Raw genomic sequence first — 22,080 nt, 5'->3', positions numbered from 1 at the left:
AGAAAGTACTGTATTGATAACGGTAGGGCTTCTTTCAACCTGTCTTCAAGTTTGATGATATTTTGATCAGCATTTATGCTTAAAAACGACATAAAAACACTTCAATCAATAACCCGAGTTATTTTCAAAGGAAAAAATTAATCAGCACATTTTCAAAACTGCCGGGCAAATCAAGAAATCACGGATTCAGGTGTTTCTATTGAAGCAAAAAGAGGCGTTACCACAGGCGTTTCTGCGGCTGACAGGGTTACCACAGTAAAAACAGCAATTGCTATAAGCAGTAAACCTGAAGACCTGGCTCGACCAGGACATGTGTTTCCTTTGATAGCTCATAAGGGAGGTCTTCTTCAGCGGCGAGGGCATACAGAGGGTACCATTGAACTTATGACTCTTGCTGACTTGCCTGCTAACGGATTGCTGTGTGAACTGACTCATAAAGATGGGAGTATGATGCGCCTACCTGCACTGATTGAGTTTGCTTGTGAACATAGGCTGCCAATAGTATCAATTGATGATCTGGTTCAATATGAAATAAAGCGGTGAAATAAACCAAAACCAGTTTGAAAACAGGATATTTATATCCTGTTCGCTCAGTGAAGATACTGCTAAAGTAGGCTTTGTTCGGGTTATCTAGCTGAGCGTGGTTAACGCATTGGGTATTCATAAAAACTTATGGTGTTCTGAATGCAAATAGCGACTAAGATTGCTTCTCTCAGTAACTTGGTTGTTACTGAAATATCATACATACAAGCACCTCTAGACCTACTGCTTGACGCTGATCCCTGTGAAGATGCTGTGCAGGGTTATCTGAGAAAATCAAGGGTGTATGCTGTAATAAAAGAGGGTGAAATAATTGCTGTTTGTGCCGTTTTACCACGTGGAAATGCTGTTTTTGAGTTGATGAATATTGCAGTGGCTAAGGATTATCAGTCCCAGGGGGTAGGTAGCTTGTTATTGCAGTATGTTATTGATAAAACAAAAGCCCTGGGAGGTAGAAAGCTGGTTTTAGGAACAGGAACCTTTGGTCCTTAACTTTAGAGTTAGTATGACATGAACGTTTGGTTATATTTTAAAAATTGTGTGCAAAAATACATCCAAACGTTTTTTCAGATTCGGTATTATTCTTGATTATTGCGTTGTTGCCGCTATTTATGCCGCTTTTTTCTTTTCTTTGACTATTCCGTCAGTCAAACTATTAAAATTGAACTCATATTTTTGGCTATATCGGTTCCAGCCCTCACGAATAGGTAATCTGGGGATAATTCCTGCGAGTGCAAATCTTAGCATGCCAGCGGTGGTTGTATCCTGATCCCGCCAAGGAATCCTTGAAATGCCCACGCTTGCTTGATTTTTACAGACGGTCAACAGTTGCAATAATGCGTATCCAGCCATCTTCAGATGCATCCACCGCAACAGAGTTCTCAGCTTTTGCTGCCATAACTGGCGGCAACCAAATGAATGTTTAATTTGCTGAAACATGGGTTCAACCGGCCATCTTTTCGCATAAATACGAAGGATGTCTATACCTTCAAGTCCAGTATTGGTTGCAATGAATATACGGCTTTCTGTCAGTCCTTTATCATTTTCAAACCGACCCCAGACAACCCGAACCTTGCGGCCTTTCAGGAAGCGAGCCCGACATACCCGGGTGCGATAACGTATCTTTCGAAATCTGCCGTATATTCTTACGGTTGTTTGATATTCCGGTAGCTTCTCCACTTCCGGGGGCGTCATTTTGATGCCATACTTTTTGGGTCGCCCACGTTTTTTTGCAGTGGACTCCAACGGTAAGGCATACAATGCCCGGTTTAACGGGATTTGCCCTACTACTTCATAGCCCATTTCCAGAACGGGTTGCATTAGCGTCCAGTTCATATACCAACAGTCTGTCAGCAAGCGCAGTCCTTGCACCTTCACCTCTTGCCTCACTACTTTTAGCATGGCAACAGCGATTTTTAGCTTACTGGCATTGCCTGAAGCAGGAGATGGAAAGGAAAGCACAGGGATGGCAGTAAATACTTCATCTTTAGCCCGCTCAAATACAACAGCCAGGGATACCCAGCATTGTCCCCAGATATACGTTGGCCGGTTCCTTTTTTTACTGTGCTGGTGATGGGTTCGGCAAGCGGGAGCCTTGTCAGAAAAACGCTCCACCACCCAATCATCAAGACCAATGTTGATAAGTTCACCCCGTGGTACTTTTGAGCATACCAGCTGAATGAGCCGGCATGCGAGGCTCCTCCACCGCCACTTGCCTTGAGAGAGCCAATGGTGGTAACTGCTCCATACGCATTGAAAGTTATTAATAGATAACAGCGCCTGAGTGACAAAGCCTTGCCCGGATAGCATGCAGCCAAAAAGAAGTTCGCAGAACGTAGGTACTGCTGTTGGGGATAGCGCTGAAGCAAGAAACGTTGTATATAAGGCAAGCTCCCGGAGGATCTCTTTATGATCTGAAGTGAGCATAGCAACCATCTTTGTATTTTGTTTGGAGATGGTTGCTATTAACCGATTTCAGATGAAAATCGTACTATTGTTCTTTGGTAACTCTAAAGTCGAGCTTTGGTCATCAACTGGTTTTTTACCAAAGGGCTGGATTCCGTGTCTGTACAGTAGAACGTGATTTTTTTATCAATCATTACCCTGAGCCTGTTTTTGAACTTGGCATTCAGCATAGGGATAGATTAATACTGGAAAAATTACTTTGATTGTTTTTTTTAAAAAGAAAAAGGTTAAAAAGCTATATCTCGGGGAAATTTATGTTGTCCACAGGCAAGATGTTAAAAGTAAAGTGGATCAGTGGGGTCTGTTTGGGGAAGAGAAACTGGATCACGCTCTTTTCCTGAAGCTTCAGGAGATTTTTGATTTACCTTTGGCAAGCTCAATGAGTGAGCCGGATGATAATGATATGGCGATTGATATTCTTGTTCCTCGGTTTCAGTCCGGTGCCGCTTTTTTTGTCTCTTTTCACGGAGGTGGCATTCCTCTTTTTTGGCGCCCCAAAGTTCAGGTTGTAGCACGATTATATAAGGTGAAAAATAACAAGACGCTGCATCAGGTAAAAGTGTTATCCAAACTTCCCTGGAAAGTGTTTGCATCGAAAGTTTTTTCTATCAAGGGGCTTTCACCACTTCACGCAACATTTGATGCAGATGATCTTGAACATTTATTGATGCAGTCTTGTTTGAAAGCTGTGATTAAGTTGAGCGACAAAGTTCGATAGTCATTTTCTTAAAGGGTGTAAGCGATGAATAACGAGTTATCGGATCAGTACCAACAGTATAAAACTATTAGTCGTGTCATTTATTTTATTCAGGCCAGTGCACCCCATAAACCAAGTCTTGAGGATATCGCTTCAGAAGTAAATTTAGCTGAGGGGCATTTGCAGCGAATCTTTAAGGCCTGGGCAGGGCTATCGTTGGAGCAGTTTTTGCAGTTTTTTTCGAAAGAGCATGCTTTAAGGGCTCTTGATCAATCCAGAGAACTTCTCAATATTACCCGGAATACCAGGCTATCTAATGTTGGCCAGTTACAGCGCTTGATGATTAACTATGAGGCTATGATTCCGGAGAAAATTAAAGCTTATGGAAAAGAGTTAACCATTGGTTTTGGTATTGCGAAAACTCCCTTTGGTGATGGCTTATTTGGCTGGACGACCGATGGACTATGTTATTTAGCATTTTGTGATAATGATCATCAGGAGAAAGAGCGGGAGCTGGCAGCGCAATGGCTTGAAGCTACTCTTGTGCGAGATAATGGACAGGCGGCAAGCATGTCATCGCAAATTTTTACATCGACGCTGAAAAGGAAAAAACTAAACCTTGTTCTTCGGGGGAGCGACTTTCAGCTAAAGGTGTGGGAGGCGCTATTGAAAATCCCTCCATCACAACTGGTTTCCTATAGTCAGCTTGCAGGAATGGCTGGTTCTCCAAAAGCTCAGCGTGCTGTAGGGAGTGCTTTAGCTGCCAATACAATAGGCTTCCTTATTCCATGTCATAGAGTGATTCGCGGCAATGGTGAGTTAGGTCATTATCGTTGGGGGAAAGTCAGAAAGCAGTCCATGCAGATATGGGATTCAGGCCAGTTTTCGGCCTGAATCTCAGAAGCTGAGAAGTATCACCTGTTTTTTTCACAATTATCGCTTTTCTTGGGTACCATCTTAAAAGAGCATAAACTGCCTTCTATTTATCAAAGGTAAAGTTGTAATGATAAAAGTAGGTGTTATTGGGTTTGGCTTTTCAGCCACCATTTTTCACTTGCCACTTATTGAAGCATCCGACTACTTTGAATTGGTAGCTATCAGTTCAAGTCAGACTGAGAGAGTCATGTCGGAATATCCTGATGTTGAAGTATTTGCTACGCCAGATAAGTTGATTTCTGCGCCTAGTGTAGAGCTTGTGGTTATTACAGCACCTAATGACGTGCATTTTCCTTTAGCCAGATCATGCTTGGAACAAGGTAAGCATGTTGTTCTGGAAAAACCCATGGCTACCACGGCTAAAGAGGCGGATACGCTGGTACGTCTGGCAAACCATAAGAATCGGATGTTATCAGTATTTCATAATAGACGCTGGGATGGTGACTTCTTAACGGTTAAGAAACTCATTGATAATAACCAGCTCGGAGACATACGATTCTTCGAGTCGCATTTTGATCGTTTTCGACCTGAAGTCAGGGATCGCTGGAAAGAGTCGCCTGTACCAGGCGGTGGTGTCTGGTTTGATCTCGGAGCTCATCTGATAGATCAGGCTTTAGTTCTCTTTGGAGTTCCCCAGTCTGTGACCGGCCGCTGCCTTTCCTTAAGAGATAAATCAAAAGCGACAGATTACTTTCATGTTATGCTTCACTACCAGAATAAAGAGGTAGTATTGCATTCAAGCCCCTATTCAGCAGGAGCTAATTGTCGTTTTCAGGTTCAGGGCAGTAAAGGGAGTTTTGTTAAGTATGGTCTGGACCCTCAGGAAAATCAGCTGAAAGGAGGAATAAGCCCTAAAGCACCTGATTTTGGCTTAGAGGAAGAAGAAAGTTTTGGCGTGCTTTATCATGGCACTCATTGGGAAAGTGTAGAAACTGAGGGTGGGTGCTACCTTTCTTATTACGAGGGTATAGCCAGTGCCATAGAAAAAGGGGAGATTGTGCCGGTCACGGGTGACCAGGCTTCACTGGTTATTAAAATCCTGGAGGTAGCAGAAAGGAGTAGTCGGGAAGGAAAGACACTGGCAGTCAGTTCATTACTTTAAGTTTTACTTCAGTTTTATGCTCAATAGTTTGGGGAGGCTAACACCTGAACTGTTGAGCATAGGCTCTTTTTAGAAAAAGCGCATCTGTAATCGCTGGCTCTGCTCTAGCTGGCCTTATACCAATACTCCTGTTAGTGTTATGCCTGATTGTGGTTTGATCGATATTAATAAAACACATAGAAAGAAGTATGTCCGAAGTAATAACTTATTACCTGGAAATGAATTCTCCTGATGCGCTTAATGCAAAAAAAGTTCAGGAGGATCTAGCTATTATTGAAGCGGAAATAAAGCAATATGCGCTTAACCGTTTTTTATATCAGCTTGTTGGGGAGGCCTGGCAATGGACGGATAAGCTGGTTCTAACCGCTGAAGAATGGCAGGCTTATGCTGAAAATGAAAATTTAAGAACCTGGGTAGCTTATTGTAAAGGGGCTATTGCAGGGTATTATGAATTACAAAAACAAGGCGATGGTAATGTTGAAATTGCCTATTTTGGGCTTGCCCCCGGTTTTATCGGTCGGGGATTTGGTGGGTACTTGTTAACTCATGCTATTCAGTCTGCCTGGGGGTGGCAGGGAACAGAAAGGGTCTGGGTACATACTTGCAGTCTTGATCACCCAAGTGCATTAGCTAATTACCAGGCCAGAGGTTTAACCATTTATCACCGGCAGTCGGATAAAAGCTAAAGAGATTCTGGAGGTTTTTTTTAGTTGTCATCTGCCTTTTTTATAAAGGTATCTATTATCAAAAAACCTCTTGGTTATGTGCGCCTTTTCCCTGTTTTATTAACATAATTAAAGGAGTTATCCACAGATTAAAAATAAGTGGTTGTGGTAGTATTTTTCTACTCAACGGAAATTAAATATTTCTCTATGCCTTGTCTCTTATGGTGTGAAAAAGATTTTTTCTTGTCTTTTATTGACTGATTAAGTTCTTTCGAAGAATGGATTTTTTCCTGTCATCAAAGATCGTATAAATATTAACCAGATGTTTTTTGTTTGGTTTTGAATATGGGGATTATGCTTTTTTCAGGGTTTTTCTCTATAAGAATATAGGTGTTTTATAGGCAGGAATAGGTGATGAATTTTTGTTCCTTATATCAGGCTTGAAATAGGTTTCCATCCTGGAGGGAAAGATGGAAACCCAAGCAATATTATTATTTTTTATATAAAAATTTATAAATATTCCCTTAATCATCAGCAATTCCCGCAGACTTGATTAAAGCCCTTAATAACAAGGGCTGTAGCTTGGTAGCCTCTTGCTAAAATCGCAGACTATCCGGTAGAATTTCACCACAATAATAATAACGATGCTCATGTTGTGCCGCTAACGAAACCAAGAACCATTGCTGAAAAACTGCTCAAAATAGTCTCTGATGAAGCGGGTCAAATTCCAGACTTTCGCAAGAAAAGCCAACATGACAAAATTGTCCTTCATGATGCGGTCATGAGTGGCCTGGCAGTCATGCACCTGAAATACCCTTCATTACTGGCTTTTGATCAGGATTGTGTCAATAACCCAGATAGGCTCAAGAACTTAAAGTCGATGTACAATGTCAGCTGTGTCCCCAGTGATACCTATCTGAGGGATCTGATTGACCCTATCGAAACACGCTATTTAAGGAAGTTCTTTACCCGCCTGTTTGCCTTTGTGCAACGATCTGGGCGGCTTAAGCAGTTCACTTATTTTGAGGAAGGGTATCTTGCGCCTATCGATGGTACGGGGCACTTTTGCTCAGGGAAGATTAGTTGTCCTGAGTGTTGTGTAAAAAAGCCAGGCAGCAAAAATCCGCAATACTACCATCAGTTACTGGCCTGCTGTCTGGTAAAGCCGGGCAAGAAAGAAGTATTACCTTTAATGCCTGAACCCATCATCAAACAAGTTGATGCGTCAAAGAATGATTGTGAGAAGGTAGCGCTCAAGCGGCTATTGGCGAATTTATCCAGAGAGCATCCGCACCTGCCACTGGTTCTGACTTTTGATGACCTGTACTCAGATGGACCGACCATCAAGTTGGTAAAGTCCTTTGGCTATAGCTTCATTATGGTGGCAAAGGATTCAACCCATGAGTCGTTATACCAGGCCGTCGATGAGCTGGATTGTGCAGACAAAGTGGTGCGCTATGAATATACCGATGATAAAGGGTTTACGCACTGGTTCCGGTTTGTGAATGGTGCCCCCATTAACAAGTCACACCCGGATGTGCTGGTTAACTTTCTCGAATATATAGAAATTGATCCAGAGGGCAACAAGAAGTACGTCAACACCTGGGTCACGGACATTGAGCTTTCAGCCGAGAACGTGAATAAATTCATGCGAGGAGCACGCGCTAAATGGAAAATTGAAAACGAAACGTTCAATACACTGAAAACACAGGGCTACCATCTCGAACACAATTACGGGCACGGAAAGCAGCATCTGGCCAGCAATCTGGCATGCCTGACTTTTACGGCCTTCCTCATCAACCAGATAGAACAACTGTCTTGCAAGCTCTTCCAGGAAGCGCTCAAGATAAAAAAGTCTAAAAAGGCATTCTGGCATGCCATACGAGGGCTGTTTGACTGGTTCTGCATTGATAACTGGACAGACGTATTTACAGCTATCATTGAAGGGCGAAGTGTGAGCTTGAAGTTGCTGACTGTCGATACGACATAGAGCGTTGATGTTAGCCCTGTGACCTGTGTTACCTGTCATTAAAACCGACTGCCGATATAGCAGCAGTCTGGCTCTGTTCATCCGCGATAAAATCATTTTTAATTAACTGAAAATGTGCCAGCCGGAATCTGGTTTGCGGGAATTGCTGCTTAATCATTAATGAAATGTATAGCCGCCAATACGATGGTTACTCCCAATACACAAAATACAACCAAAGGCCATACCGTGTTGGGAGGAAGCAGGGTAACAACCAGGGAGCCGAATACACTGACAATCACTGCCTCAATACAGTAATAGAAAGCTACCGCAGTTCCAGCAGTTTTTGGGAAATCAGACAGAGCGCCGTTAGCCGATACAGCACAGGTACAACTGATGCCAACAGCCACAAGAAGCATGGGAATAATAAAAGAAGCTGCACTTGTATTTAAGAAATATCCGGCTATTGCCATTGCAATAGCCCCGGAAAGGATACAGCTCATACCCAGTTTTAATGTGTTATTGGTTCCAAGATGCTCGACAACTTGTCCTACAAAACGGCTTGTGACAATCATTGCCAATGCTGCGCAAGCAAAGAGAAGGCTGAAACTGGCGGGTGAATAACCCAGTCGTTCTATCAGAATGTAAGGAGCTATGGAAAAATAAACAAAGAAAGACCCCATGGCCACTGAAAAGGCCAGCGTGAATAACCAGAATTTCGGGGATGATATAACGCTTTTAAAGATAGGTAACAGTGGTTCCCTGATATGGTTTCCACTGGTTTCAGGCCACCGGAAAAAAGCGTGTATGCCTGCACAAATAGCAATACCGGCCAGAATAAGGAAAATAACTTTCCAGTGAGAAAGGGTAATAATGATTGCACCAATCATTGGACCGAAGGCTGGGACAAATGCAAGCATTGCACCCAGTAGCGCATAAATCGTAGTGCTTTCTTTCTGGTGGCCAAATGCATCACGAACGGCTGCAAAGGTTGCTACCAGAGTGGCGGAAGCCCCGATACCCTGAAAGACACGCAATATAATAAATGCTTCGATACCGGGTGCTAGAGTCAGGCCAATGGAGCTGAAAATAAACAGCAGATTACCTCCAAGCAATATTGGACGACGTCCGTATCTATCGGAGAGAGGGCCAAAAAAAAGCTGTCCTAAGCCAAGCACTAGCATATACAGAGACAGGGTTAGCTGAACGGTACTGGCTGGTGCTGAAAATGTATCTGTAATATCCGGTATGGCTGGCAGGTAAGCATCCATACCTAAAGAAGCAAGAAGGTCAAAAGGAACCATTAACAACAGGGACTGCTGAAGAGAAAGGCGCCATCTATTTTTTAACGACACAATTTCACCATAAGATTGTTTGCTATCAACCTGTGGCATGTCTTATCGCTATCATGCCACAACATCGTATTGGAGGATGTTGTGGCTTAGTGTCGTGTTATGACCATGATCCTGTCTCGATAGTTAGGGAGCGTTGAAAGAAACGGGTCAGACTACCCTGTTATAGGTGCTTTTTCCAGTTGAGGGTACTATGCAAATATGCCGATCTTGCAAGAAGGGGTGAACTTCTCTGGTGCAACCAGGCGTTAATGCTTGTACAGGTGTGCCCCTTGTTCCCAGCGAGACGCCGGGAACGAGAAGAACCTCAACAGCCCTTGGCAATTATACAGCGATGTACCTCAACCGGATGCCATGATCGGCCAGTACTGCCTCTGTCATCGCCTTGTGGGAAATGACATCATTTTTTTCCACTAGAACGGCATCTGTTAGTTCAGTTTCAGTGGCAGTAAGATTAGCAAGGCGCCAGTTCACCAGCGCTGACTCTATAGCGGGCATTCCCGGATTAAATGCGGCATTAGCAGCATAACGACCGGTTATTATACGGCCATCTTTCAGTCTAAGCGCAATACCAGAGTTGCATCCGGAATAGGGGGCATAGCTGGCTGATGCAGCCCTGGCAGCGGCAACAGCCAGTTCATCCTCGATCAATTGTGAGGGTAGCTCAATCTTGACGGGTGTTGATGAAAGAAGACGGTCTTCCTGGCCAAGATCCGCTGGTCCAAAGGAATCAGGAAGAAGGTCTGAAATACCATAGGCTGATTTTTTCTCGCTACCAATATGGCTAACGATAAATTCAGTCTTATCCACTTCATTCAATTCGTTGAGGAACTGGCGGCAGTGGCCGCATGGGGTTTCATTGACAATAAGGCGGCGGATTCGGGTTTCACCCTGATGCCAGGCATTACAGACGGCAGCTTGTTCTGCATGGATCGCATATTTCAGGGGATGGCCTGCCATCTCCAGATTAGCGCCAAAATATAAAGGCCCGTGTCCATGTTCTCTATAGCCTTCAACAATCGCACCCACAGCAAACCTGGAAACAGGGTTAGTGCTCAAGGATGCAGCCAGGGTAAGCAATGTTTTTAGTAAGGGTTCCCAAGACAAGTCAAGGCATACCATCAACTTCTGAAGTTGGTCGGGATCAAGTCGACCCTGTTGGTTTTTGAGATTATTGAGGATAGCAACAGCGTTTGCCGGGTATTGGGAAAGTTGTTCGTGAAATGCAGGTGCGATCATGACAGATCTCTGGCTCGCAAGGGCGGCTGGTGTATGGGCATAGAAAACTGCCATGACTTCACAAACTTGTCCAGTATGAATTTATGTTAGTTCTACGGATAAGGTTTATTTATGCAGAAGGGAAATAAGAAGTGGAAGAGCTAAGTGAGTTACAGCTGAAAGAACTTAAGGAGACTCTGGATACCTTACGTCATGAGCTGAAGGTGGCTTTAGAGGTATCAGCAGACTCAACCCAGACGGTTGTTCTTGACCAGCAGGCCTATGGCCGGGTCTCCAGGGTGGATGCGCTTCAGCAGCAGAGTATGGCTTTGGCAAACAAGGAGCAGCATCAGGCGCAGTTGAGGAAAGTACTGGCGGCATTAGCAAGGGTGGAAACCGGAGACTATGGCTATTGTCTGGATTGTGACGAAGACATTGGCTATTCGCGACTGAAAGCCCGGCCAGAAGCGGCTTATTGTCTAAAGTGTCAAAGTCAGAGGGAAGAAGGGAGCCGCTCATAATACTTATTTGCAAATGATGCCCCAGGATCTAGTCTAGGCGGTTTAGTGATTTACAAATAATGACTGAGTCTTAATGCAGAAGCAGACACAACCCATTATCATCTTTGACTCCGGGGTGGGAGGATTGACTATCTATCAGGAGGTTAAGCAAATGCTGCCTTCCCTGAAAGTGATTTACTGCTCAGATAGCGCAGGTTTTCCCTACGGTTCACGCTCTGAGAGTGAGGTGGTTGACCGAACCTGTCACTACCTGGCAGAACTCACCCGTCGATATGACCCCTCATTGGTGGTGATTGCCTGTAATACAGCCAGTACCGTTTCTTTGCCTCGAGTAAGGCAAATCCTCGATATTCCTGTAGTTGGCGTTGTACCGGCTATTAAAACCGCCAGTGAACGTTCAGAAAAACGGTGTATAGGTCTGCTGGCGACACCAGGTACTGTTCGCAGGGAGTATACAGATCAGCTGATTCATGATTTTGCCAGTGATTGCCAGGTGATCAGGGTGGGCTCCAGTGAACTGGTTCATCTTGCCGAACAGTATTTGCGGGGTGAATCCATTGCTCAAGAAGTCCTGAAAGCCATTGTTGCGCCTTTTTTTGCAGGGAAACTCCGGCCGGATGTCATTGTGCTGGGCTGTACCCACTTTCCTCTGCTCAGGGATCTCCTGCAGTCTGTGGTTCCATGCCCGGTGGATTGGGTGGACTCAGGCGCTGCGATTGCTCGCAGGGTCTCTTATTTGCTGGGGATGGCTCCTGAGGAAAAAGCGGGAGCGATCAGGGATATCTTCATCCACACCGGGGAATTGTCTGATAATGGGAAAATAGCCCCGGCCCTGGAAACTATGGGCTTTGCCAGGCTAATTAGTTTTGATTATCAGGGCGCTTTGATTTAAGAGGTAACTACACCTTCCTTCATTCGCTGAATAATATCGGAATAGTGGTGTTTTTCAGTATCAGCCTGTTTATCCTCTATTTGTGCTTCCTGAGCTGGTGATACAGAAGGTGTGACAGCTTTCTGAATGGCTTCCAAATGCGTGATTTGGCTTTGGGTCATTTCGGTGAGCTGCTTTAGCTCCTCAACCAGCATAACGAGCAGGTCAATCTGTGTGTCGGTTTTGTTCTTGCGCCTGGATGCCTCCAGTGTGTCAATGGAGTGAAGTTGGCCAAAGACCCGCTGTAATTCTGATGACTCAAAATAGCGCCGGTTATCCTCTCCAACCCTGTATGAAAGCTTACCTTTTTCCATATAACGGTAAAGGGTTTTTCGCCCCCTGCCGGTCAATACCATAGCCTGCTGGATGGTGTGTTTTGCCATGTTGTCAGCCTGTGTCGATGGAGGATTATGTCAATTCTGTATCGACCAATATCCGGGGTTGTTTAAGCGACCCACTTGGCACTAAGCTGGTTTAACCCTATTGGGAGAGCGTGAAATATTGCTCTGAATGCTGTCGCAGAAATCGAAAACCCGGAAGGATTCATGAAAAATTATAAAACCCTTCGGTTAATCCTGGGAGATCAGCTTAATGCCAGCCACAGTTGGTTTTCCAAAAAAGATAAGCGTTGTCTCTACCTTGTTGCTGAACTGAAGCAAGAGACAGATTATGTCTGTCACCATATACAGAAAATCTGCTCATTTTTTCTGGCAATGAAACAGTTTGCTGATGCTTTGGCCAAGTCGGGTCACCATGTTCATCATATGACTCTGGATGACACGGCGGCCTTTAAGGACTTGCCTGAATTAATTCAGCACTTTGTGGCAAAATACGGTGTTGCCCGATTTGAGTATCAACACCCTGATGAGTACAGACTAAAAACACAGCTGGAGCAGTTAACATTGGGCAAAGATGTCACTGTGACTGCTTGTGATACCGAACACTTCCTTGTTCCTTTTTCAGAGCTTGCCCACTATTTTCCAGCGGGCAAGCCCGGCAGGATGGAAAGCTTCTATCGAAAAATGCGAAAGCGTTTCGATATATTGATAGAAGACGGCAAGCCTGTTGGTGAGCGCTGGAACTTCGATGCAGATAATCGGCAGAAGCTTAAAGCGGATGCACTGGAAGATATACCGGAACCCCTGTTGTTCACAAATAAGGTTAAAGAGGTTCTGGAGAGGGTTCATCGGCACCATATCCGTTCATTCGGCCATACTGCGGAATCCATTCTTTGGCCTGTTACCAGAAAGCAAGGACTTCAGTTACTTCAGTATTTTTGTCAGCACTGCCTTCCCTGTTTTGGCCGGTATCAGGATGCCATGACGGGCAATAGTCGCCACCAATGGAGCCTTTATCACTCCCGGCTGTCTTTTGCCTTAAATACTAAAATGCTGCACCCCATGCAGGTTATTCAGGCAGTGTTATCTGCCTGGCAGAGTTCAAAAGAAACCATATCCCTTGCCCAGGTGGAAGGATTTATTCGTCAGATTCTGGGCTGGCGTGAGTATATACGGGGCGTTTATTGGTCTAATATGCCGGCTTATAGCAATTGTAATGCGTTGCAGGCCAGTGGTGATCTGCCTGATTTTTTCTGGACGGGCAATACCCGTATGGCGTGTATGAAGCAGGCTATTTCCCAGTCGTTGGAATTTGCTTATGCCCACCATATTCAACGATTGATGGTGACTGGTAATTACTGTTTACTTGCAGGAATCAACCCTGACCAGGTGGATCAGTGGTATTTGGGTATTTATGTAGATGCCATTGAATGGGTGGAGCTGCCCAATACCCGGGGAATGAGCCAGTTTGCTGATGGAGGGCTGGTGGCTTCTAAGCCTTATGCCGCCAGTGGGAATTATATTAACAAGATGAGTGATTACTGTAGTGGCTGTTATTATCAGGTAAAAGATAAAACCTCGGCTAAGTCCTGCCCTTTGAATAGCCTTTATTGGCATTTTATGTCCCTGCATCGAAAGCGGCTTGAGAAAAACCCAAGGGTGGCCCTTGTGTATAAAAATTGGGACAAGTTGGGTAAGGATGAAAAGAGTGCTATTTTAAAACGGGCACGCTGGTGCCTGGCGAACCAAAATAGCTTATAAACCTTGCTGCTAAAGATAGGGTTTGTTTTAAAAGTATTCTGATGCAAAGGCGGCATCTTATTTTTCGTCATAGCCTGATGCTGAATGATGTCGTTTTTTTGATAAATTAGGACTTTGTTTAGGGCTATCACTATAAAATTTCTTTCTTTTTGTGCAGGGTTCTGAGTAATGCCTTGTTCTGCCTTGGCTTTTAAATACTCTATCCTCTCCACTATTTTCCTGCTGCGTTAAACTTATTTGCTCGAGTCGTTGTTGAAGCTCATTAAATTGGAGGGGAGGCTTAGTCTGTTCTTCCTTCGGGGAATTTTGTGGTGCGGGATTCATGCTGTGATGTTGGGATAATAGCTTTCTCATTTTATGAATTATTTCTATTTTAACCTGTTGCGTTATTGATTGGGTATGAATAAAGGCTCCTTCCAGCTTTTCATGAATAATGGTAATGGCCTTTGGGGGTATGGCCCTCATTGCTGGAGTTATTGGTTGTTTTTCTTCTGATGCTATAGCGCTGATTGCTATTGGGACTCCTCTTTCCATAAGGATACTATTGAATCCCAGGATTAAGTGAAAGAATATGCCTGAACATTCCTCCATTGATGGATGCAATATCATCATGTCTAAGGATAAGCCCTCTACAATAGTTGTAACTAATCTATCTTTTATTGAATAAGTAAGGTTTTGAAATGGGGGAGGAAATGTAAGCGTTGTATTTTCGCTTCCTTCTCTAAGAGAACCATAATAAGAGTATTGTTTATTATTAAAACAAGAAGAAATAGCATGGATTAATTCTAATGCTGTATTGATTTGATCTCTGTATAGCTCAAGATAGGGCATTGAATTATCTCTGGGATCATGTTTTTTATCTATGAATTCGCCTGAAGTCAGATCAATTATTCCAATCTTATCTGTATGTAGAAAAACATCATAGGTTAGAGCCTGGAGGTTATTGGAAAAAGTAAATAGGCTGAACAAAATAATAATTCTTAGTGATTTTAATTTTTTATACCTGAATCCGTGAGTTCACTGTAGCCCAACTCCTCTGGATCAACCACAAAACGTAAGTTCCAAGTTAAAATGCACCCACTCTAATTTTCACCACCTGGGTGCATTTTTGTGAAACTGAAAATTGAACAATCACAGACGGAATTTTATACACCGGTCGCAGGGCTTTATTTCGTTGGTCATGCACTCAACAAAAAGACAGCGTTAAGCAAATCCCTGCGCAAAATAAAAAAAAGGCACCGTATCACTCATATCGACCTGATCAGAGCTTACTGCGGCCAACTGGCTCAGGGTAAAAGTGATTTTGATAATGTTGATAATAACCGGGATAACGACTGGTTCCGGTTGGCAATGGGCATTAAACAAATGCCTTCAGCCAGCCGCTTAAGACAGCGTTTCAATGAAGATGCCGCCCAACTGATTCCTTTCATCGAGGACAGCCTTACCGATGTCCTGGTTAATCTTCAGGTGCCCGTCACACCCCTTCCGAAAAAACTCGATAAGAAGCAGCACATACCACTGGATATCGACGTATTCCCTATGGATAACAGCAATACCAAAAAGGAGGGGGTCGAGTACACGTATAAAAAATTCTTTGGTTATGCCCCTATTGCCGCTTACTTTGGCTGCGAAGGCTGGTGCCTGGGATGTGAATTACGCCCAGGCTCTCAGCACTCCCAGAATGATTTTATTGGCTTTTTACAAGCAGTGCTGCACCGCAGCCGACGTTTGACCCGAGCGCCTATTCTGGTTCGCCTTGATAGTGGCCACGATGCTGAGGAATCGCGCCGGGAAATCGCCGGGTTCAAAGGTGTGAATCACATTATCAAGCTCAACCCAAGAAAGTATCACACCAAGGAACACTGGCTCCCCATTTTTGAAGAAAAGCAAGTCAAATGGGAGGAGTCGCGTCCAGGAAAGAGTTATGCGACACTCTCAACCGTCTATGAAACCAACTATGGTAACCAGCGTCTGATTATTCGCATTATCAAGCGTACCACTGATACTGTAGGGCAGAGATTTCTGACACCCGATTATGAGCTGGAAGGATGGTGGACAACACTCAGCGAAGCTGACTACAGCGATGATCAGATCATTAATCTTTATGAGGATCATGCGACCAGCGAGCAGTTTCACAGTGAGTTGAAGACTGATATGGATTTAGAGCGCCTGCCTTCAGGCAAGTTTGACACCAACGACCTGGTGATGTGTTTGGGTGCACTGGTCTATAACATTCTGCGCTACATGGGGCAGAGTTGCTTGCTCGGGCCAGATGCGCCGGTACGTCATAAAGCCAAACGACGCCGGTTAAAAACCGTGATACAGGAACTCATCTACCTGGCTGCCCGTCTTCTGAAAAAAGGACATCAATACCGGCTACGCTTTGGTCGTTACTGTCCTGGTTTCAGGTCTTTCCATCAATTAATAAGCCAGCATGCACTTTGTTGATTGAATAGCGAGATAGAAAAAAATGCCATAAATGAGAAAGTACTGTATTGATAACGGTAGGGCTTCTTTCAACCTGTCTTCAAGTTTGATGATATTTTGATCAGCATTTATGCTTAAAAACGACATAAAAACACTTCAATCAATAACCCGAGTTATTTTCAAAGGAAAAAATTAATCAGCACATTTTCAAAACTGCCGGGCAAATCAAGAAATCACGGATTCAGGTTATACATAATAGATGGCTTGCTCTGTGAGAGAGGAATTGATTGATTATAGAACCGGGGAGCTAAGCCGCGTCCAGTTAGAAAACCGAGGTTGGTTAAGTGTGCCTGTGGTTTTCTAACTGGGCGCGGTTTAGTATTAAACCGCCTGCAAGTTAGCGTAAGCCATCATCAGCCACTTGCTACCTTCAGTATCAAAGTTAATCTGGATTCTGGCTTGTTTGCCTTCCCCTTCATAGTTGACTACTACGCCTTCTCCAAAAACATCATGGTGAACCCTCTGGCCAAGGGATAGTCCATGATCCGGTGATGCGGGGTTCTTACGAACAGCAACAGGCCGGGTGATTCTGCCACCTAGTCTGACTTCCTGAATCAGCTCTCCGGGAATTTCCTTAATAAACCGGGATGGCCGGTTACGGCTTTCTGAGCCGTAGAGCCGCCGGGTTTCAGCGTAGGTCAGATACAGTTGCTCCATGGCCCGGGTAATACCTACGTAACAAAGCCGGCGCTCTTCTTCAAGGTTGCCCTCATCCAGAGACATCTTGTGAGGAAACAGGCCTTCTTCCACACCGGCAAGAAATACGGTGGAAAATTCAAGTCCCTTAGCTGAGTGCAGGGTCATCATCTGGACACTGTCTGAGAACTGATCGGCCTGGCTTTCCCCTGACTCCAGTGCGGCATGAGCCAGGAATGCATCCAGAGGGGACATGGGAGCGTCGCTTTCCTCCAGATCCATATCATCCATATCGAATTGTCGACAGGCAGTGACCAGTTCTTCCAGGTTCTCAATTCTGGCCCTTCCTTTTTCCCCTTTTTCTTTACCGTGGTGGTCTATCAGGCCGGTCATGGTCACTACATTGTCTGCCAGCTCTCCCAGCTCCAGCTCATCACCAGAATTGCTGAGGGATTGGATGAGTTCAACGAAGCTGGCTAAAGAGCGACCCGCTTTACCTCCTATTTGTGAGTGTTTTGTGAGATGGTTAATTGCTGACCAGAGTGATACATCCTGACTTCGCGCCACTTCCCTTAGCTTCTCCACCGTCTTTTCACCAATGCCCCGGGTGGGAATATTGATGACTCGCTCAATGGAGGTGTTGTCGTGGGGGTTGCTAGTAAGACGAAGATAGGCGAGGGCATTTTTGATTTCTGCCCGCTCGAAGAAGCGCTGTCCACCATAAATCCGGTAGGGAATGGCGGCTTTCAGCATAGCTTCTTCAAGAATACGTGATTGGGCATTTGAGCGGTAAAGAATGGCGATGTCTGAACGGCTTGTCCCTTTCTTGATGGCGTCCTTTATACGATCGGTAATAAAACGGGCTTCATCCATTTCATTAAAGCCAGCGTATAAATTGATGGGATCGCCATCATTGCCGTCAGTCCACAGTTCTTTGCCCAGGCGGTCCGGGTTATTGGCTATCACAGCATTGGCTGCTTTCAGAATAGCGCCAGTTGACCGGTAATTCTGTTCAAGTCGAATGGTTTTTGCTTTGGAGAAATCAGCAGAAAACTGACGTATATTTTCTATCCGGGCGCCTCGCCAGCCATAGATAGACTGATCATCATCACCCACAACCATCAGTTTATCCTGGTCACCGGTTAATAGCCTCAGCCAGGCGTATTGCACCGCGTTAGTATCCTGAAACTCATCCACCAGAACATAGCGAAAGCGTTGCTGGTAATGCTGGAGAATATCAGAACGTTTCAGCATCAATTCATGAGCCCTGAGCAGTAGCTCTCCAAAGTCCACCACACCGGCTTGTTCACAGTATTCATGGTATGCCCGGTAAACGGTGAGCATGGTCTTTTCAAAGGGATCATAGCCTGGCTCGATGTAGTCAGGCCTCAGCCCTTCATCCTTTTTACTATTGATATACCACTGGGCCTGCCGGGGAGGCCACTTCTGCTCATCCAGCTGCATGGAACGCATAATTCGCTTGATAATCCTTAGCTGATCATCACTGTCGAGAATCTGGAAGCTTTCCGGGAGCCGTGCATCTTTCCAGTGAGACCGTAGCAACCGATGTGACAGGCCGTGGAAGGTGCCTACCCACATTCCCCGGGGGGGAATACCCAGTAGCGATTCAATGCGCGAGCGCATTTCTGCTGCCGCTTTATTGGTAAAGGTTACTGCCATAATGGAATAGGGGGACATAGCCTCAGCTTGTACCAGCCAGGCGATACGGTGAACAAGTACACGGGTCTTGCCACTGCCGGCGCCGGCCAGAACCAGCATGGAGGATACAGGTGAAGTGACCGCCTCGCGCTGGGCGTCATTCAGGGAGTCAAGAATTGGTGTTACATCCATAAGTTTGGTTCAGGCTTGAAATCATTGATTGCCAGTAAAGCAGCTTTTAGGGGGTCTTCTCAATGGGTATTAAAAAAGTAAAAGATACATGAAAGTAATTATTGGTTTACACTTCGCTACAAAGTTAGTACTTGTACGTACAGGTTGGATTTAATAAAATTGGAACCGTCGAGAGGCATCATACGACAAAATATAACAAGAGGATGCTGCTATGGCGAAGGACAGTAAAATCGAAAAAGAATTCCTTCTGGATCAGGGGATTCAAAAAGAAGAGCTTCATGAGAAAGGCTCCAAGCGAGCTCTTCAAATTCGACGTGCTTTGGAAGATCGGGAAGAAACCAAGCGACTCAGTTCTTTGTGTGGCGATGACTACTGGGAAGATATCTAGTCTACGCTCTGTTGACCGTTAAATATTTTCATGGGCAATTATCAGCAGGATCAGGAATTCGACGGCGAAGAAGCAGTTCCGTCAGAATTTAAATTATCTCGATCTAGAATAATGTATATCGAAGATAAGTCTGAAGGGTTGGAAGGTGATGCCCGCATTGGTAGGGTTTATTCTTCAAAGTCAGGAAAAACGCTTTACTACCGTGGGAAGAAATTTCAAAGCTTAAAAGGCAGTGGGTTTAAGGCAAACTACTTTGATGTCGAGTCTGGTCACCACTATTGGATTTCAGGACCACGTAAAGATCAAAATGATCGTCTTTATGGGGGGAACAAGGGCGTTGAAATCGATAAAGATGTTTATGAAGAGTACTTACAGTACATCAACGCTTAATTGACGCAGATTTTTGTTTTTTTTTGCAGGTTTTTCACTGCCTATCTTACTCCCAGTTTCTCTATTTTAGGCGATTCCACTGGTTGTCTTTAACTGGGGAGTTCATTAGAATCCGCGCCCTTATTTAACCTGAATTCAGTCGTTGGTTTGCAACAAAGCTGAATCCGGGTTCAGCTGTCACTGCATTTAGCATGAGCATAATGATAACCAGATATTGAGCATGTAGCCGACAGATATTCGCTGGGTACGCCTGTATCCATATATTTATCCCTTTTTATATATATTTCTATGCGGGGCTCTGCCGGGAGGACTGTACGTTTTTGCTTTCGAGCAAGTGAATAAATAGTCTGACAAGGCACCGCTGCATTGATATTAGCGTCTTTTGGAGGACTGCATTGTTCGATTTACAGGCAAGTAAGGTTGCCAGTCTCAAGAATGACTTATTGTCGGGGCTGACAGTTGCCCTGGCTCTAGTGCCTGAGGCTGTAGCTTTTGCATTTGTGGCAGGTGTAGAACCCCTGGTTGGACTCTATGCTGCTTTTATGGTTGGGCTTATTACCGCTGCCATTGGTGGTCGTCCGGGAATGATATCCGGTGCAACCGGGGCCCTGGCGGTGGTTATGGTCTCTCTGGTGGCTAACCATGGCGTTGAGTATCTTTTTTCTGCTGTTGTCCTCATGGGACTCTTTCAGATTCTCGCAGGCCTATTAAAGCTGGGGAAGTTTATCCGAATGGTACCCCATCCGGTCATGCTTGGATTTGTTAACGGCCTGGCAATCGTTATCTTCCTGGCCCAGCTGGGACAGTTTGGTATCCACGGGGAAGCCGGCTGGTTAACGGGCACCCTTATGGAAGGCAGTGTTATTGATGTTGCTTGGATGCAGGGTGAGTCCCTTTATATGATGCTGGGGCTGGTGGCGTTGACCATGGCTATTATTCACTTCCTGCCAAAACTGACGACAGCTATCCCATCATCTCTGGTAGCCATCGTTACTGTAAGTGGCCTGGTCATCTTCCTGGGACTGGATACCCGGAATGTGGGTGATGTTGCAAAGATTGCGGGAGGATTACCCAGCTTTCATATACCTTTAGTGCCCTTCAATCTGGAGACTTTAACCATCATTCTTCCTTACTCCCTGATTCTTGCAGCCATTGGCCTGATTGAATCGCTATTGACGCTACGCATGGTAGATGAAATCACTGAAACCCATGGTAGCAGTAACCGTGAATGTGTAGGGCAGGGTGTTGCCAATATTGTTACCGGATTCTTTGGTGGGATGGGCGGCTGTGCCATGATCGGCCAGAGTATGATTAATGTGAACTCCGGTGGTCGTGGTCGTCTCTCTGGTATTGCTGCGGCACTGTTCTTACTGGTATTTATTCTGGTAGGTTCCACTCTGATTGAAAAGATTCCTGTTGCGGCACTGGTGGGAGTCATGTTTATTGTTGTACTCGGTACCTTTGAGTGGGCCAGCTTCCGTATTATTCGCAAGGTTCCCAAAGGAGATGCTTTTGTGCTTATCCTGGTTTCTGCGGTAACAGTGGTAACGGATCTGGCTGTAGCTGTGCTAATCGGTGTCATTGTGTCTGCTCTGGTTTTTGCCTGGAAGCATGCCAAACAGATTCGGGTAGAAAAGCTTGAAGATGATAAGGGATCTACTGTGTATAAAGTCCATGGCCCTCTGTTTTTTGGTGCCACCAGTCATTTCCTTAAGCAATTCAGCCCCAGGGATGATAACCAGGATGTGATTGTGGATTTTGCAGACTCCAGGGTTTGTGACCACTCTGGCCTTGAGGCTATAGATGCGTTGGCAGAGCGCTATATGAACAGTGGCCGTAGAGTGCATTTACGCCACCTGAGTTTTGACTGTCAGCAGCTTCTGAGTAAAGCTGGAAATCTGGTTGAAGTGAATGTGATTGAGGATCCACGGTACTTTGTTGCCACCAATGCCTGATAGCTATTAAGTGATAAAAAAGCCTGGATAATTTCCGGGCTTTTTTTTATTGGGTTTATAGCTGTTCCGGGATTATCTGGGAACGCAGTTCCCGTTTTAATATTTTTCCCGTTGAGGTCAGGGGGAGTTGTTCTAAAATTTTGATATGGCGGGGATATTTGTAGCTTCCTAGCTGTTTTTGTGACCACTCTTTAATGCTGTCAGGAGAGGCTTTAGCTCCGTCATTCAAGACTATGCAGGCCATAATTTCTTCTACATAGTGATCATCGGGCACACCAATCACTGCAACCATCTGAATAGCCGGGTGTGTAATTAATACTTCTTCAACTTCTCTTGGATAAATATTAAAGCCCCCTCTGATGATCATATCTTTAAGCCGAT

21 protein-coding genes and 1 pseudogene (1 of these 22 only partly in view) are annotated in these 22,080 nt (G+C 44.9%); 15 read left to right on the top strand and 7 right to left on the bottom strand.

Features of this window, described 5'->3' with window-relative positions; genetic code table 11:
- Positions 1-177 precede the first annotated feature (177 nt).
- Positions 178-543 carry a 3,4-dihydroxy-2-butanone-4-phosphate synthase gene (locus tag MJ595_RS04640; RefSeq protein WP_263322457.1) on the top strand — a complete coding sequence of 122 codons (366 nt, stop codon included), beginning with the start codon at positions 178-180 and terminating at the stop codon, positions 541-543.
- A gap of 141 nt (positions 544-684) precedes the next feature.
- A complete protein-coding gene (locus tag MJ595_RS04635; protein ID WP_263081324.1) occupies positions 685-1,032 on the top strand; it encodes a GNAT family N-acetyltransferase in 348 nt (115 codons plus the stop codon).
- Positions 1,033-1,149: 117 nt separating this feature from the next.
- Here the strand turns inward: MJ595_RS04635 and MJ595_RS04630 are convergent, their stop codons facing one another.
- Positions 1,150-2,475 (bottom strand): transposase, encoded by a 1,326-nt coding sequence (locus MJ595_RS04630; protein ID WP_263078492.1) that lies wholly within the window; start codon positions 2,473-2,475, stop codon positions 1,150-1,152.
- 83 nt (positions 2,476-2,558) lie between these two features.
- Here MJ595_RS04630 and MJ595_RS04625 point away from each other — a divergent pair.
- From MJ595_RS04625 to MJ595_RS04600, 6 genes and pseudogenes are all read left to right on the top strand, one after another.
- Positions 2,559-2,708: pseudogene (locus MJ595_RS04625) on the top strand (GNAT family N-acetyltransferase); the annotation flags it as partial.
- Entirely contained in the window at positions 2,705-3,223 is a 519-nt protein-coding gene (locus MJ595_RS04620; RefSeq protein WP_263081323.1) for a hypothetical protein, read from the top strand. The pseudogene MJ595_RS04625 and the gene MJ595_RS04620, both read left to right, overlap by 4 nt.
- A gap of 24 nt (positions 3,224-3,247) precedes the next feature.
- Positions 3,248-4,096, top strand: coding sequence for a bifunctional helix-turn-helix domain-containing protein/methylated-DNA--[protein]-cysteine S-methyltransferase (locus tag MJ595_RS04615; RefSeq protein WP_263081322.1), 849 nt, complete (start codon positions 3,248-3,250; stop codon positions 4,094-4,096).
- Between the two features lie 109 nt (positions 4,097-4,205).
- On the top strand, positions 4,206-5,240 hold the full coding sequence (locus tag MJ595_RS04610) for an oxidoreductase (RefSeq protein ID WP_263081321.1): 1,035 nt from the start codon (positions 4,206-4,208) through the stop codon (positions 5,238-5,240).
- 188 nt (positions 5,241-5,428) lie between these two features.
- Positions 5,429-5,926, top strand: a complete 498-nt coding sequence (locus MJ595_RS04605; protein WP_263081320.1) for a GNAT family N-acetyltransferase — start codon at positions 5,429-5,431, stop codon at positions 5,924-5,926.
- Between the two features lie 634 nt (positions 5,927-6,560).
- Positions 6,561-7,895, top strand: coding sequence for a transposase (locus tag MJ595_RS04600; RefSeq protein WP_263078000.1), 1,335 nt, complete (start codon positions 6,561-6,563; stop codon positions 7,893-7,895).
- Positions 7,896-8,044: 149 nt separating this feature from the next.
- Here MJ595_RS04600 and MJ595_RS04595 read toward each other — a convergent pair whose 3' ends face one another.
- Together MJ595_RS04595 and cdd are read right to left on the bottom strand one after the other, a co-directional pair.
- Positions 8,045-9,265: a multidrug effflux MFS transporter gene (locus MJ595_RS04595; protein WP_263081319.1), complete on the bottom strand. Its 1,221-nt coding sequence runs from the start codon at positions 9,263-9,265 to the stop codon at positions 8,045-8,047.
- Between the two features lie 282 nt (positions 9,266-9,547).
- On the bottom strand, positions 9,548-10,462 hold the full coding sequence (cdd, locus tag MJ595_RS04590) for a cytidine deaminase (RefSeq protein ID WP_263081318.1): 915 nt from the start codon (positions 10,460-10,462) through the stop codon (positions 9,548-9,550).
- 131 nt (positions 10,463-10,593) lie between these two features.
- Between cdd and MJ595_RS04585 the strand changes: the two genes are divergently transcribed.
- Positions 10,594-10,962: a TraR/DksA family transcriptional regulator gene (locus MJ595_RS04585; protein ID WP_263081317.1), complete on the top strand. Its 369-nt coding sequence runs from the start codon at positions 10,594-10,596 to the stop codon at positions 10,960-10,962.
- A gap of 73 nt (positions 10,963-11,035) precedes the next feature.
- Positions 11,036-11,854 (top strand): glutamate racemase, encoded by an 819-nt coding sequence (gene murI / locus MJ595_RS04580; protein WP_263081316.1) that lies wholly within the window; start codon positions 11,036-11,038, stop codon positions 11,852-11,854.
- Here murI and MJ595_RS04575 read toward each other — a convergent pair.
- Positions 11,851-12,276 carry a hypothetical protein gene (locus MJ595_RS04575; RefSeq protein ID WP_263081315.1) on the bottom strand — a complete coding sequence of 142 codons (426 nt, stop codon included), beginning with the start codon at positions 12,274-12,276 and terminating at the stop codon, positions 11,851-11,853. The two genes, murI and MJ595_RS04575, sit on opposite strands and share 4 nt — an antisense overlap.
- A gap of 162 nt (positions 12,277-12,438) precedes the next feature.
- Between MJ595_RS04575 and MJ595_RS04570 the strand changes: the two genes are divergently transcribed.
- On the top strand, positions 12,439-13,992 hold the full coding sequence (locus MJ595_RS04570) for a cryptochrome/photolyase family protein (protein WP_263081314.1): 1,554 nt from the start codon (positions 12,439-12,441) through the stop codon (positions 13,990-13,992).
- 57 nt (positions 13,993-14,049) lie between these two features.
- Here the strand turns inward: MJ595_RS04570 and MJ595_RS04565 are convergent, their stop codons facing one another.
- Complete coding sequence (locus MJ595_RS04565; protein WP_263081313.1) at positions 14,050-14,961, bottom strand: hypothetical protein; 912 nt, start codon at positions 14,959-14,961, stop codon at positions 14,050-14,052.
- 141 nt (positions 14,962-15,102) lie between these two features.
- Between MJ595_RS04565 and MJ595_RS04560 the strand changes: the two genes are divergently transcribed.
- Positions 15,103-16,440, top strand: coding sequence for an IS1380 family transposase (locus tag MJ595_RS04560; RefSeq protein ID WP_263078015.1), 1,338 nt, complete (start codon positions 15,103-15,105; stop codon positions 16,438-16,440).
- Positions 16,441-16,800: 360 nt separating this feature from the next.
- Here the strand turns inward: MJ595_RS04560 and uvrD are convergent, their stop codons facing one another.
- Entirely contained in the window at positions 16,801-18,966 is a 2,166-nt protein-coding gene (gene uvrD / locus MJ595_RS04555; RefSeq protein ID WP_263081312.1) for a DNA helicase II, read from the bottom strand.
- A gap of 211 nt (positions 18,967-19,177) precedes the next feature.
- Here uvrD and MJ595_RS04550 point away from each other — a divergent pair, with 211 nt between their 5' ends.
- The 3 genes from MJ595_RS04550 (at position 19,178) to MJ595_RS04540 (ending at position 21,699) form a co-directional block, all read left to right on the top strand.
- Positions 19,178-19,354: a hypothetical protein gene (locus MJ595_RS04550; protein ID WP_263081311.1), complete on the top strand. Its 177-nt coding sequence runs from the start codon at positions 19,178-19,180 to the stop codon at positions 19,352-19,354.
- 30 nt (positions 19,355-19,384) lie between these two features.
- Entirely contained in the window at positions 19,385-19,744 is a 360-nt protein-coding gene (locus tag MJ595_RS04545; protein ID WP_263081310.1) for a 1-deoxy-D-xylulose-5-phosphate synthase, read from the top strand.
- Positions 19,745-20,139: 395 nt separating this feature from the next.
- Complete coding sequence (locus MJ595_RS04540; protein WP_263081309.1) at positions 20,140-21,699, top strand: SulP family inorganic anion transporter; 1,560 nt, start codon at positions 20,140-20,142, stop codon at positions 21,697-21,699.
- A 55-nt stretch (positions 21,700-21,754) separates the two neighbouring features.
- On the opposite strand, the gene MJ595_RS04535 is transcribed toward MJ595_RS04540, so the two are convergent.
- On the bottom strand, positions 21,755-22,080 hold the final stretch of the coding sequence (locus MJ595_RS04535) for a long-chain fatty acid--CoA ligase (RefSeq protein ID WP_263081308.1). It continues 1,240 nt past the right edge of the window; 326 of the gene's 1,566 nt are visible here — the last part of the coding sequence; its start codon lies off the right edge, out of view; its stop codon occupies positions 21,755-21,757.

The organism is Endozoicomonas sp. Mp262, assembly GCF_025643335.1.
Lineage (GTDB): Bacteria > Pseudomonadota > Gammaproteobacteria > Pseudomonadales > Endozoicomonadaceae > Endonucleibacter.
Note: the sequence above shows the minus strand (reverse complement) of the source record. Positions and strands in the feature narration are given on the sequence as shown.